Raw genomic sequence first — 13,517 nt, 5'->3', positions numbered from 1 at the left:
GGCAGGATATGGCTGCCGCAGCCTATAGAATTTATAGAAGGGGAACAGGAGGCAGAACAGAGGAATGAAGAAGACAAAGATTGTCTGTACGATGGGGCCGAATTCGGATGACCGGGAGGTTCTCCGGCAGATGGCGCTGAACGGGATGGACGTGGCGAGGTTTAATTTTTCTCATGGCGATCATGAGGAGCACAGGAAGCGTCTCGCGCTTCTGGAGAGCGTCAGGGAAGAGCTTGATCTCCCGATAGCCGCCCTTTTGGACACCAAAGGACCGGAGATACGCACAGGAACGCTTAAGGGCGGGCGGAAGGTTATGCTGAAGGAGGGCGGTACGTATGTGCTGACCACGGAAGAGATCACAGGGGATGAAAATCGGGGGTTCATCAACTATGACGGTCTTGTGGAGGACGTACAGGCAGGAAGCAGGATTCTCATTGACGACGGCCTGATAGAGCTGGAGGTGAGGGAAATCCGCGGCTGTGAGATTGTGTGCCGCATTATAAACGGAGGGGAGCTGGGCGAGAGGAAGGGCGTGAATGTGCCCAATGTAAAAGTTCGCCTGCCTGCCCTGACGGAAAAGGACCGGGAGGATATCCAATTCGGGATCGAGGCGGGCTTTGATTTTGTGGCGGCCTCGTTTGTACGGAATGCGGAGGCGGTCCGTGAGATCCGCCGGCTTCTCGACGAAAACGGCTCGCGGATGCAGATTATTTCCAAGATTGAGAACGCGGAGGGGATTGAGCACATCGACGAGATTATCGAGGCCAGCGACGGGATCATGGTGGCGCGCGGCGACATGGGCGTGGAGATTCCGGCGGAGAAGGTTCCCCATATTCAGAAGATCCTGATCCGCAAGTGCAATGAAGCCTGCAAGGTGGTGATCACAGCCACGCAGATGCTGGATTCCATGATCCGCAATCCCCGCCCCACCCGCGCAGAGGTGGCGGATGTGGCGAATGCCGTTTATGACGGGACGGATGCGGTGATGCTGTCAGGGGAGACGGCGATGGGAAATTATCCGGTGGAGGCAGTGCGGATGATGAGCCAGATCGTAGAGGATTCAGAGCAATATCTGGATTATCTGTCCTATCAGAGGAGAAGAGTCAGAGGGGAACATGCGGGGAATATTTCCAATGCTGTCTGCTATTCGTCTGTGGCAACGGCCCAGGAGCTCGGCGCAAAGGCGATCGTAGCGCCTACCATCAGCGGCTTTACGGCAAGGATGCTTTCCAAGTGGCGTCCGAAGACGCCGGTTGTGGGCCTGTCGCCCAGCATGGCGTCCGTGAGGCAGATGCAGCTTTACTGGGGAGTAAAGCCCTTTCACGCCAAGCGCGCCGAATCGACGGATGTGCTGATTTATTCTTCGATGGAACTTTTAAAGAGCAGAGGTATCATAAAAGAACAGGATTTGGTGGTTGCCACGGCCGGCGTGGTGACGCACTCAAACCGTCATGAACCGGCGACAGATACGAATATTATGCGCGTGGTTGTGACAGACTGAGCCCGGCCGCTGCTCCATACAAATGGGGAGGATTTATGAATATGACAAAGAATAAGATGACGAAATCAGCGAAGACGAAGCTGTTAAGTATCGTTACGATTATCCTGATTCTTTTATGCGCGTTTTCCATGTTTTCTGTGGCGCGTTTTAACAGCAAGCTGACGCTTGCCCTGGGCAACCAGACGAATCTGATTGTCGCTGCGAACGGCTTTTCGGATGCATCGACCTATCTGACCAAGGAGGTCAGAAGCTATGCCGTGACAGGAAAAAAGGAGTATTACGATAACTACTGGAAGGAAGTCAATACGGATAAGAACAGGGAAAAGCATGTGGCGGCGATGAAGGCGATCGGCCTTACTTCAGAGGAATCCGCCATGGTGGATCAGATTTCCTCGCTGTCCAACAACCTGGTTCCCCTGGAGGAAGAGGCCATGGAGCTGACGGAGCAGGGGCACAGGGAACGGGCGTATACGATTCTTTATGGAGATCAATACGAGTCGGGCGTGCAGCAGATCCAGGATGTCGTGAACAAGTTTGACGCGGCTATCAAAAAGAGGATGGAGGCTGAGGTCAGCAGCATATACCGCAAGGTTGTGATCTTTACGGCGATTGTCTATGTCTGTGTGGGAATCATTCTGTGCGCCCAGATTTGCGTTATCCTGTTCGTCTTAAAGGAACTGATTGATCCGATTATCAAGTTTGAGAGGAAGATGAAGGAATTTTCCGAGGGAAATTTAAACGGTTCCTTTGAACTGGAAGAGGATAACACGGAGATCGGCAGGACGGCGGCTTCCATCAAGCGGTTCCAGCAATTCCAGAAAGAGATCATTGAGGATATCGGCTATCTGTTAGGCGAGATGGCGAACGGCAATTTCTCGATCCGCACCAGATGCGAGGGCAATTATATAGGCGATTACAAGAATGTCCTTCTATCCTTAAGGCAGATTAACGGGATGCTCAGCTCCACCCTGAGAGACATCAGGGAGGCATCGGAGCAGGTGAACAGCGGCGCGGATCAGGTTTCCTCCGGCGCGCAGGGACTTTCCCAGGGCGCGACCGAGCAGGCGGCCTCTGTGCAGGAGCTGTCGGCCTCCGTGGCGGATATTACGAATGATCTCCACAAGATGGCGGATCAGACGCAGACAGCCGCTGAGCTTGTAGGGCAGGCGGAGACTGCCCTCAACAACGGCATGGAGGAGATGGAGGAGATGGTAAAGGCCATGCACAATATCGAGCGCTCTTCGCTTGAGATTGAGCATATTGTGAAGACCATTGATGACATCGCATTCCAGACGAACATTCTGGCCCTGAATGCGGCGGTGGAGGCCGCGAGGGCCGGTTCCGCGGGCAAAGGCTTTGCGGTTGTGGCGGACGAGGTGCGCAACCTGGCGCAGAAGTCGGCGGAGGCGGCCAAGAGCACGACGTCCCTCATTGTAGAGTCCTCCAGGGCGGTAAAAGAGGGCATGGATATTGCCGAGAGGACCGAGGGCGCCGTGGGCCAGGCGGCAAAGAATTCAAAAGAAGCGGCCGGTATTGTGATGAATATCAAGAACACCTCCTATGTAGAGGTGGACGCGGCGAACCAGATGCTCCAGAATATCGATCAGATCTCAGCGGTCGTGCAGAACAACAGCGCTACGGCCGAACAGAGCGCCGCCGCCAGCGAGGAGCTCTCCGGACAGGCGAACATGCTCAAGGCCCTGATTGGAAAATTCCGGCTGCGGGATGCTTAAGATTTTGAGTATGGTAACAGTTTGGATAACCTCAGAACTGTCACTGAGTATAAACTTTGGTTTTTCGGGTTGTTGACTAATTTTTAAAAGTAGTGTATAAATAACAGGAAAAGACAAGGGAGTCTGATCCGGCTGCGGGGAATGTGTTGCCTCCGCTTCCGGTTCAGGCTTCTTTGATACGTTTGGAGGAGATTAAAAAGTGGAAAAGAAGCCGTTTGTTACCCTGGAACAGCTCCGGGAGATGAAAAAGACCTATCCGACCCCGTTCCATCTCTATGATGAGAAGGGGATCCGCAAGAATGCAAAGAAGTTACAGGAGGCGTTTTCCTGGAATCCCGGTTTCCGGGAATATTTTGCCGTGAAGGCGACGCCGAATCCGTTTATCATCAACATTTTAAAGGAGCTGGGCTGCGGGGTGGACTGTTCCTCGGAGACCGAGCTGATGATGGCGGAGGCCATGGGATACAGGGGAGAGGGTATCATGTTTTCCTCCAATGACACGCCGCCGGAGGAATTCCGGCTCGCGGACAGGCTGGGGGCCATTATCAACCTGGATGATTTTACGCATATTGAATTTCTGGAGAAAACCATTGGCCGTATTCCGGAAACGATTAGCTGCCGTTATAATCCGGGCGGGCTGTTTAAGATCAGCAATGACATCATGGACAACCCGGGCGATTCCAAGTACGGCATGACGGCGGATCAGCTAAAAGAGGCGTTCCGGGTCCTTAAGGAAAAAGGGGCGAAGCGGTTCGGGATCCACGCTTTTCTGGCCAGCAATACAGTGACCAATGAGTATTACCCCATGCTGGCAAGGGTTCTGTTTGAAAAGGCCGTGCAGCTTAAGGAAGAAACCGGGGCTGACATCCGCTTTATCAACCTTTCCGGCGGAATCGGAATCCCCTACCGCCCGGATCAGGAGCCAAACGATATCGCCGCCATCGGAGAGGGGGTCAGACAGGCATATGAAGAGATCCTCGTCCCGGCCGGCATGGGAGACGTGGCGCTCTGCACAGAGCTGGGCCGTTTCATGCTCGGCCCCTACGGCTGTCTGGTAACCACAGCGATCCACGAGAAGCACACGCACAAGGAATACATCGGAGTGGACGCCTGCGCCGTCAACCTCATGCGCCCGGCCATGTACGGCGCGTATCACCACATCACCGTAATGGGCAAAGAGGACAGGCCCCATGATCACAAGTACGATGTAACAGGTTCTCTTTGTGAAAATAATGACAAATTTGCCATTGACCGGATGCTGCCGGAGATCGAAAAGGGGGATATTCTTGTGATTCACGATACGGGAGCGCACGGGTTTTCTATGGGGTATAATTATAATGGCAAGCTTCGGTCGGCGGAGCTGCTTTTGAAGGAGGATGGGTCTGTGCAGATGATCCGCCGCGCGGAGACGCCGGAGGATTATTTTGCTACGTTTGATTTTAGCGGGTTGTTTGGTTCTGTAGGCAATAGGTGAATTACGGGGAGGCCGCCAGCGCCAGGTTCTATATCCAACAGAACCCCGCTCCCGCTCGGAGAAAAGCGCAGCGGATGCTAAGCTCGAAAAGACCTCGCTAAGCACCGGCGGTTTTCTACGGGTTCTTTATGGATATAGAACCTGGCGCTGGCTACTTGATCGGCTGGCCAGGGATCTGTGACAGCCGAAAGGCCCGGTATGGGGGTAAAAGATCATATATTTTAAAGTATGGAGTGATGACATCCATCCAAAAGGCAGCGCAAACCCCATAAGATAAGTTAAAAATTGCAATAATGCAGAAACAGTCATTTTTATTGCATGGTAAATTGGAATATTAAGAATTTCTTCATAATTTATTCAAATACTATACAAACATTTTACGGCGAAGCGTGCTATACTATAACCATAATAAATGCACGATACAAACGCTAGAAAGTCCTTAGAACTTTTTGAAATTCCGAAATCCCAAATGAATGAGTCCTTTGCCGGGTGGCAGGGGGCTTTTTCATTTGCACCATATATTTTATGCCCCTGTTAAAGCCTGGGCGTTTTACGGCAGTAGACTTCGCCAGAGCATTTTTCAAATACGCTCCACGGCTGTACCACAGCGTTGCATAGATACCTTATAGATATCAGTGAATATCGGGTGCTGAATTCACCTTTATTTGTGCAATACTGTAGTGTAATACATTCAGGCTCATGAAAAAACAGGCATCAGGCATTCAAAAATCACAGCCAGCCAGTAACGTAGCCAGTGCGGGCTTGTATATCCATAAGGAACCCGTAGAAAACCGCCGGCACTTAGCGAGGTCTTTTCGAGCTTAGTGTCCGCTGCGCTTTTCTCCGAGCGGGAGCGGGGTTCTGTTGGATATACAAGCCCGCACTGGCGGCCCTTTCGCGCCCGCACTGGCAGCTCTTCACTGAAAGTTATTCACAAAAGCAAATTCACAAAACTAACAAACGGTTGCGCGAACCCCAAAAAGATGATATATTTTACTGTAATCTCCGAAACCCGGAAACATTGAAAAAAGAGAGGAATATCAAATGGCAGCAGAGCAGAGCAGAATCAGGAATTTCTGCATTATTGCCCACATCGATCACGGCAAGTCAACCCTTGCGGATCGGATTATAGAGATGACAGGACTTCTGACCAGCAGGGAGATGCAGTCGCAGGTTCTGGATAATATGGATTTGGAGCGTGAGCGGGGAATCACGATCAAGGCCCAGGCCGTGCGCACGGTTTACCAGGCAAAGGATGGGGAGGAGTATATCTTTAACCTGATCGACACCCCGGGCCATGTGGATTTTAATTATGAGGTGTCGAGAAGCCTGGCGGCCTGCGACGGGGCTATACTGGTGGTGGACGCCGCGCAGGGGATTGAGGCCCAGACGCTGGCCAATGTGTACCTGGCATTGGATCACGATCTGGACGTTTTCCCGGTGCTGAATAAGATCGACCTTCCGAGCGCTGATCCGGAGCGGGTGGCGGCGGAGATTGAGGATGTGATCGGGATTGAGGCCGCGGACGCGCCGCGGATATCGGCTAAGACGGGGCTGAATGTGGAAGAAGTGCTGGAACGGATTGTAAAGGAGCTCCCGGCCCCGTCAGGGGATCCGGACGCGCCGCTGCAGGCCCTGATCTTTGACTCCCTGTATGATTCGTATAAGGGCGTGATCGTATTCTGCCGGATTAAGAACGGGACCATCCGCAAGGGGACGCCGGTGAAGATGATGGCCACAGGGGCTGTGGCGGACGTTGTGGAGGTGGGCTACTTCGGGGCGGGGCAGTTTATCCCCTGCGAGAGCTTAAGCGCCGGTATGGTGGGCTATATGACGGCCAGCATTAAGAATGTGCGCGATACCATGGTGGGCGATACGATCACAAACCGGGAGGTTCCCTGCGAGGCGCCGCTTCCGGGGTATAAAAAGGTGACGCCTATGGTGTACTGCGGCCTGTACCCCGCGGACGGGGCAAAGTATCCGGATCTGCGCGACGCGCTGGAAAAGCTGCAGTTAAATGACGCCTCCCTGTTTTTTGAGGCGGAGACCTCGATCGCGCTGGGGTTTGGCTTCCGCTGCGGCTTTCTGGGCCTTTTGCACCTGGATATTATTGAAGAGCGCCTGGAGCGGGAATACAACCTGGATCTGGTGACGACGGCCCCGGGCGTTGTCTACCGCGTCCACAAGACGAACGGGGAGGTCATGGATCTGACGAATCCGTCGAATCTGCCGGATCCGTCGGAGATTGATTACATGGAGGAGCCGATCGTGTCGGCGGAGATTATGGTGACCACCGAATTTGTGGGGGCTATTATGACGCTCTGCCAGGAGCGGCGGGGCGTTTACCTGGGCATGGAGTATATTGAGACGACGCGCGCGCTGCTTAAGTATGAGCTTCCGCTGAATGAAATCATCTATGATTTCTTTGACGCGCTGAAATCGCGCTCGCGCGGCTATGCCTCGTTTGACTATGATTTAAAGGGCTACCAGGAGTCAAAGCTTGTGAAGCTGGATATCCTCGTCAACCGCGAGGAGGTGGACGCGCTCTCGTTTATCGTGTTTGAGGGCTCTGCCTATGAGCGGGGGCGGAAGATGTGCGAGAAGCTGAAGGAAGAGATTCCGCGCCATTTATTTGAAATCCCCATCCAGGCGGCGGTGGGCGGCAAGATCATTGCCCGCGAGACGGTGAAGGCCATGCGCAAGGATGTGCTTGCCAAATGTTACGGCGGCGATATCTCGCGTAAAAGAAAGCTCTTAGAGAAGCAGAAGGAGGGCAAGAAGCGGATGCGCCAGATCGGCAGCGTGGAGATCCCGCAGAAGGCGTTTATGAGCGTCTTAAAGCTCGACGATGAATAGGAGAGCGCCGGAAGCGGGAGATAATAAGGGAGACAGCCTGGGCCTTTACCTGCATATTCCGTTTTGCGCGAGGAAATGCCTGTACTGCGATTTCCTGTCTTTTCCGGCTTCGGAGGAGACGAGGAGGCTCTATATCAAAAGGCTTTCCGAGGAAATCAGGGCCTGCGGGCGGCGCGCGGGGATGCGGGAGCGGATTGTGGACACGGTTTTTATAGGGGGCGGGACTCCGTCGCTTCTTTTGCCGGAGGAGACAGAGGCGCTTCTTGAGGCGGCGCGGGCTTCGTTTCGGGTGGACGCGGGCGCGGAGATCACTATGGAGGCCAATCCCGGCTCCTTTGGGCGCGCCGCGGCCGGGCGTCTGAGAAGGGCGGGCGTGACGCGCTTAAGCCTGGGCCTTCAGTCCGCCTGCGACGGGGAGCTTGCGCGTCTTGGGCGGATCCACACATGCCGGGCGTTTCTGGAGAGCTTTGACGCGGCGAGAGAGGCCGGATTTGACAACGTAAACGTGGATCTGATGTCCGGGCTTCCGGGGCAGACGGCGGAAAGCTTTGAGAAAACGCTGGCCTTCACGGCGCGTCTCGGTCCGGAGCATATCTCGGCGTACGGCCTGATAATCGAGGAAGGGACGCCGTTTTATGAGACGTATGGGGCGATGAAGGCGGATCTGGAGCGGTACGGGGAATGGGAGGACATTCCGCCGGGAAGGAGAGCCGCTTATCAGGGGACGCTTCCTCTTCCGGGGGAGGCGGCGGATCGCGGGATGTACCATATGACAAAGGAATTTCTCATGGAACAGGGATACGGCCGCTATGAGATCTCCAATTATGCAAAAACAGGCGGGGAATGCCGCCATAATATCCGCTACTGGACCGGGAGCGATTACCTGGGCCTGGGCCTTGGGGCCGCTTCGCTCATGGACGGGGCGCGTTTTACGGTTACGCGTTCGCTAAAGGAGTATCTGGGGCGGACGCCGGAGGATTTCCGGCTCGGAAAGCAGTACAGAGAGACGCATGTCCTGTCTGTGCGGGAGAAAATGGAGGAATTTATGTTTCTTGGCCTCAGGATGATCCGGGGCGTCGAAGCCGCCGGCTTTTCCCGCCGCTTTGGGACACGGCTGGAAGCTGTTTACCAAAAAGCCTGCGCGGGCCTCATGGAGGACGGGCTCCTGGCGTCGTCGGGCGAAGGGGACGAAAAGCGTTATTACCTGACGGAGCGGGGGCTGGATGTGAGCAACTGCGCCCTGGCTGAATTTTTATTTGACTGACCGCAAAATGGCCAAATGGCTGTCCGGGGCGGCTGGATGGTAAAAGCCCATGCGCAGGCCGGACGGCTTTCCGGCCGGGCGCGGGGACCGCGGCGAAGAAAGAGGGAATCATTGTGAAATGGAAAAAATATACGCTGACCACTACGACGGAGGCGGTGGATCTGATCAGCAGCAGCTTTGACGAGATCGGGATTGAAGGGATTGAGATCGAGGATCATATCCCTCTGACCGAAAAAGAGACAAAGGGGATGTTTATTGATATCCTGCCTGAGCTTCCCCCGGATGACGGCGTGGCAAAAGTCAGCTTTTATCTGGACGCGGCGTCGGACACGGAGGAGATGCTTTCGCGCGTCCGGGAAGCGCTGGAGGAGCTGCGCCTGTTTACGGATCTGGGCGCCTGCGAGATTGAGGAGTCGGAGACAGAGGATAAGGACTGGATCAATAACTGGAAGCAGTATTTTAAGCCCTTTACAGTGGATGACATTCTCATCAAGCCTACCTGGGAGACGGTTCCTAAGGAGCATGAGGACAAGCTTCTGATTCAGATCGATCCCGGCACGGCATTTGGCACGGGGATGCATGAGACGACGCAGCTCTGTATACGCCAGCTTAAGAAATACGTGGGGAATGGCGACCGCGTGCTGGACGTGGGCACAGGCAGCGGGATTCTGGGCATTACGGCCTTAAAGCTGGGGGCGGGTTTCGTCCTGGGCACGGATCTGGATGAAAATGCGATCGCGGCAGTGGGCGAAAATCTGGAGGCCAACGGTATTTCCGGGGAAGCGTTCCGTGTGATTCAGGGAAATATCATCGATGACAGGGCCGTGCAGGATGCGGCCGGCTATGAAGTCTGGGACGTGGCTGTGGCGAATATTCTGGCGGATGTGATCCTTCTTCTGCAGCAGGAGATCGCGGTTCATCTGAAAAAGGGCGGCATATGGATTACCTCCGGCATCATTGACATGAAGGAGGAGGCCGTGAGGGAGGCGTTTTTGTCCAATCCGGCGTTTGAGCTCCTGGAGACGACGCGGCAGGGCGAATGGGTGTCCTTTACGGTGAGGAAGAGGTAGCGCGCGGATGTTTCATTTTTTTGTGGAGGAAGAGCAGATTAACGGGAGCGGGATTCTTGTCACAGGCCCGGATGTGAACCATATCCGCAATGTGCTCCGCATGAAGCCGGGCGAGCGGGCGCTCATCAGCAGCCGCGGCGGCGGCGATTATCTCTGCGAGGTAAGGGAGCTTTTGCCGGATTATATCCGGATGGAGGCAGTGGAGAAAAAGGCGGACAGCATGGAGCTGCCGGCCCGGATCCATCTCTTCCAGGGCCTGCCAAAGAGCGATAAAATGGAGCTCATTATCCAGAAGGCCGTGGAGCTGGGGGCGTATTCTGTCATTCCCGTGGCGGCGAAGCGCTCCATTGTGAGGCTGGATCCGAAGCGGGAGCAGGCCCGCGTAAAGCGGTGGCAGGCCATTGCCGAGAGCGCGGCGAAGCAGTCAAAGCGCAGCATTGTTCCTGAGGTGCGGCCCGTGTCCGGGTTTCCGGATGCGTTAAAAGAGGCGGCGGGCTTTGCGCTTTCGCTCATGCCGTATGAGCGCGCGGGGGATATGGGACAGACGAGGCGGCTTCTCAGAACAGCGGGTCCGGGGATGGATATTGCCGTGTTCATCGGCCCTGAGGGCGGATTTGAGGAGGAAGAGGTAAGGCAGGCCGTGGAGGCGGGGGTGAAGCCCATTACGCTGGGAAAACGGATTTTGAGGACGGAGACGGCGGGGCTGTGCGTCCTGTCGGCGCTGATGCTTTTGCTGGAGTGACATGTACTCTCGGAATCCCAAAAATCAGCCGCAAAGAGACTCCGGGAGTACATCGACGGAAAAGGGAGGACTATGGAGGCATATTTTGACAATTCAGCCACCACGCAGGTGTTTGACTGTGCGAAGGAGGCCGTTCTTCGGGCCATGACAGTGGACTACGGGAACGCGGCGGCGCGCCATATGAAGGGCGTGGAGGCGGAGCGGATCATTAAGGAGGCCCGGAAGGAGATTGCAAACTCCTTAAAGGCTCAGGAAAAAGAGATTTTATTTACCTCAGGTGGAACGGAATCGAACAATATGGCCGTTATCGGGACGGCGTTCGCGAATCAGAGGGCGGGAAAGCACATTATTACCTCCTCCATCGAGCACCCGTCCGTGTACAATGCCATGGCTTTTCTGGAAAAGCAGGGGTTTGAGGTCACGTATCTGCCTGTAGACGCCTGCGGCCATATCTCCATAGGGGAGCTGGAGGCGGCGGTGCGGGAGGACACGGTTCTCGTCTCCATCATGTATGTAAACAATGAGATCGGGGCCGTGGAGCCGGTGGAAGAGATTTCCGCCTGCTTAAGGCAGAAAAATCCGGGTATTTTGTTCCACGCGGACGCTGTCCAGGCATATGGGAAATACGAGATCCGGCCGAAACGGCAGGGGATCGATCTCCTGTCCGTCAGCGGCCACAAGATCCATGGGCCCAAGGGCGTGGGTTTTCTGTATATCAATGAACGGGTGAAGATCTTACCGCTCCTCTACGGAGGCGGCCAGCAGAAGGGCATGCGCCCCGGCACGGAAAATGTGCCGGGCTGCGCGGGGCTCGGCGCGGCGGTAAAGGAGATTTACACGGATCACGGCGCGCGCGCCGAGGCGCTTTATGCGCTTCGGGAGCGCCTGATTGCGGGGCTTAAGCAGATGAAGGGAGTGACTGTCAACGGCTGTGAGGATCGGAGAAACGCGCCGCAGATCGTGAGCGCGGCCTTTAAGGGCGTGCGCAGCGAGGTGCTGCTGCACGCCCTGGAGGAAAAAGGCGTCTATGTATCCTCCGGCTCGGCCTGTTCCTCGAACCATCCGGGGCACAGCGGGACGCTGAAGGCAATCGGCGCGGGCCGGGAGATCCTGGATTCCACCCTGCGCTTCAGCTTCGGCGCATTTAATACGGAAGCAGAGGTTGACTATGCGCTCTGGGCGCTGCGGGAGCTGCTTCCTGTGCTGCGGCGTTACAGGGCGAAATAGAAAGGAAATCAGATATGTTTCAGTCATTTTTGATTAAATATGCGGAGATCGGCATTAAGGGAAAAAACAGGTATCTGTTTGAGGACGCCCTGCTGTCGCATATCCATCACGCCTTAAAGAGGCTGGACGGGCAGTTTACAGTCACAAAAGAGTCAGGGCGCATCTATGCCCACGCAGGCGCTCCGTTTGATTACGACGAGGTGACAGAGGCCCTTACATGCGTATTCGGCGTGGCGGCGGTCTGCCCTTTAAAACGGGTGGAGGATCTGGGCTTTGAGGCTTTAAAGAAACAGGTGGTGGAATATATTGAAGAGACGTACCCGGATAAGTCCTTTACCTTTAAGGTGAATACAAGGCGCGTTAACAAGCAGTATCCGGGAAGCTCGGAGCAGATCAACCGGGATCTGGGCGAGGTGATTCTGGAGACATTTCCGCAGACAAAAGTAGATGTCCATCAACCGGATGTCCTCTTAAACGTGGAGATCCGGCCTAAGGGGGTCAACCTGTATTCCCGCGTGATTCCCGGCCCCGGCGGTATGCCGGTGGGAACCAACGGGCGGGCGATGCTTCTCTTATCCGGCGGGATCGACAGCCCGGTGGCGGGCTATATGATCGCCAAACGCGGCGTTACGATCGAGGCCGTCTATTTCCATGCGCCGCCGTACACGAGCGAACGGGCCAAGCAGAAGGTCGTGGACCTGGCCCGGGAGGTATCGCGCTACTCGGGGCCGATTAAGCTTCATGTCGTGAATTTTACGGATATCCAGCTCGCGATCTATGATAAATGCCCCCATGAGGAGCTGACGATCATCATGCGCCGCTATATGATGCGGATTGCAGAGGAGCTGGCCGTAAAGGACAACTGCCAGGGCCTGATCACCGGCGAGAGCATCGGCCAGGTGGCCTCGCAGACGGTCCATTCCCTGGCGGTGACGAACGAGGTCTGCGCGCTTCCGGTATTCCGGCCGGTCATCGGCTTTGACAAGCAGGATATTGTGGATATCGCGCTGAAAATAGGCACGTATGAGACGTCCATTGAGCCGTATGAGGACTGCTGCACGATCTTTGTGGCCAAACATCCGGTGACAAAGCCGGTTCTGGAAAAGATCAGAAAATCCGAGAGAAACCTTGAGGAGCAGATAGACGGGATGCTTAAGGAAGCCGTGGAAACGGCGGAGGTTGTGTGGTGTTGACGGCGCCGCCGGCGCTTTCGGATGTAGAGGACAGGAAACTTAAAAACCGCCGCACGGCGTGGAAGCGGTGCAGCGGTTTTTTTTACGCATTAAACGATGTAAGGGGCTAAAATCGTCAGGATCTCGTCAACCTGTGTCTCGGAATGGATATTTAAATCAATGGGCTTGGAGAGATCCAGGCTGAAGATACCCATGATGGACTTGGCGTCGATCACATAGCGGCCGGACACCAGATCAAAGTCAGCGTCAAATTTTGCCAGATCATTCACAAACGATTTTACCTTATCGATGGAATTTAACGAAATACGAACTGTTTTCATGAAAAGAACCTCCTCTTGCTGCGTTATACTCAGCATAAATATGTTTGGATAAAAATAGCTGCGCGCCGTAAGGGCTGCAAACGGCCGGGCGGCAGAAATATATGGCAGTTATGGGATATCCATAGCTGAAATCCTGA

At 55.0% G+C, this 13,517-nt stretch carries 10 protein-coding genes; 9 read left to right on the top strand and 1 reads right to left on the bottom strand.

Translation table 11 applies throughout. The annotated features are described in order from the left end of the window. The first annotated feature begins 64 nt into the window (after positions 1–64). The 9 genes from pyk (at position 65) to thiI (ending at position 13,060) form a co-directional block, all read left to right on the top strand. Positions 65–1,501, top strand: a complete 1,437-nt coding sequence (gene pyk / locus NFS31_RS05905) for a pyruvate kinase (protein WP_251492570.1) — start codon at positions 65–67, stop codon at positions 1,499–1,501. A 41-nt stretch (positions 1,502–1,542) separates the two neighbouring features. Further along, positions 1,543–3,234 carry a methyl-accepting chemotaxis protein gene (locus tag NFS31_RS05900; RefSeq protein WP_251492567.1) on the top strand — a complete coding sequence of 564 codons (1,692 nt, stop codon included), beginning with the start codon at positions 1,543–1,545 and terminating at the stop codon, positions 3,232–3,234. Positions 3,235–3,433: 199 nt separating this feature from the next. After that, positions 3,434–4,708, top strand: a complete 1,275-nt coding sequence (locus NFS31_RS05895; RefSeq protein ID WP_251492565.1) for a diaminopimelate decarboxylase — start codon at positions 3,434–3,436, stop codon at positions 4,706–4,708. A gap of 1,044 nt (positions 4,709–5,752) precedes the next feature. Then, positions 5,753–7,564 carry a translation elongation factor 4 gene (gene lepA / locus NFS31_RS05890; protein ID WP_251492563.1) on the top strand — a complete coding sequence of 604 codons (1,812 nt, stop codon included), beginning with the start codon at positions 5,753–5,755 and terminating at the stop codon, positions 7,562–7,564. Continuing rightward, positions 7,557–8,828, top strand: coding sequence for a radical SAM family heme chaperone HemW (gene hemW, locus NFS31_RS05885; RefSeq protein ID WP_251492561.1), 1,272 nt, complete (start codon positions 7,557–7,559; stop codon positions 8,826–8,828). The genes lepA and hemW overlap by 8 nt, the downstream gene beginning before the upstream one ends. A 113-nt stretch (positions 8,829–8,941) precedes the next feature. Further along, positions 8,942–9,898: a 50S ribosomal protein L11 methyltransferase gene (prmA, locus tag NFS31_RS05880; RefSeq protein WP_251492559.1), complete on the top strand. Its 957-nt coding sequence runs from the start codon at positions 8,942–8,944 to the stop codon at positions 9,896–9,898. Between the two features lie 7 nt (positions 9,899–9,905). Further along, a complete protein-coding gene (locus tag NFS31_RS05875) occupies positions 9,906–10,640 on the top strand; it encodes a 16S rRNA (uracil(1498)-N(3))-methyltransferase (protein WP_251492557.1) in 735 nt (244 codons plus the stop codon). A gap of 72 nt (positions 10,641–10,712) precedes the next feature. After that, positions 10,713–11,867 (top strand): cysteine desulfurase family protein, encoded by a 1,155-nt coding sequence (locus tag NFS31_RS05870; RefSeq protein WP_251492555.1) that lies wholly within the window; start codon positions 10,713–10,715, stop codon positions 11,865–11,867. 14 nt (positions 11,868–11,881) lie between these two features. Then, positions 11,882–13,060, top strand: a complete 1,179-nt coding sequence (gene thiI, locus NFS31_RS05865; RefSeq protein ID WP_251492553.1) for a tRNA uracil 4-sulfurtransferase ThiI — start codon at positions 11,882–11,884, stop codon at positions 13,058–13,060. An 89-nt stretch (positions 13,061–13,149) separates the two neighbouring features. Here the strand turns inward: thiI and NFS31_RS05860 are convergent, their stop codons facing one another. Continuing rightward, complete coding sequence (locus tag NFS31_RS05860) at positions 13,150–13,380, bottom strand: HPr family phosphocarrier protein (RefSeq protein WP_251492552.1); 231 nt, start codon at positions 13,378–13,380, stop codon at positions 13,150–13,152. Positions 13,381–13,517 lie beyond the last annotated feature (137 nt).

This window comes from Otoolea muris (assembly GCF_943193115.1).
Classification (GTDB): Bacteria; Bacillota; Clostridia; order Lachnospirales; family Lachnospiraceae; genus Otoolea; species Otoolea muris.
Note: the sequence above shows the minus strand (reverse complement) of the source record. Positions and strands in the feature narration are given on the sequence as shown.

Excerpts from the sequence above, each read along its gene's own strand:
- pyk (WP_251492570.1), top strand. The coding sequence starts at position 65 with ATGAAGAAGACAAAGATTGTCTGTACGATGGGGCCGAATTCGGATGAC.
- NFS31_RS05900 (WP_251492567.1), top strand. The coding sequence starts at position 1,543 with ATGACAAAGAATAAGATGACGAAATCAGCGAAGACGAAGCTGTTAAGT.
- lepA (WP_251492563.1), top strand. The coding sequence starts at position 5,753 with ATGGCAGCAGAGCAGAGCAGAATCAGGAATTTCTGCATTATTGCCCAC.
- hemW (WP_251492561.1), top strand. The coding sequence starts at position 7,557 with ATGAATAGGAGAGCGCCGGAAGCGGGAGATAATAAGGGAGACAGCCTG.
- NFS31_RS05875 (WP_251492557.1), top strand. The coding sequence starts at position 9,906 with ATGTTTCATTTTTTTGTGGAGGAAGAGCAGATTAACGGGAGCGGGATT.
- NFS31_RS05870 (WP_251492555.1), top strand. The coding sequence starts at position 10,713 with ATGGAGGCATATTTTGACAATTCAGCCACCACGCAGGTGTTTGACTGT.
- thiI (WP_251492553.1), top strand. The coding sequence starts at position 11,882 with ATGTTTCAGTCATTTTTGATTAAATATGCGGAGATCGGCATTAAGGGA.
- NFS31_RS05860 (WP_251492552.1), bottom strand. The coding sequence starts at position 13,380 with ATGAAAACAGTTCGTATTTCGTTAAATTCCATCGATAAGGTAAAATCG.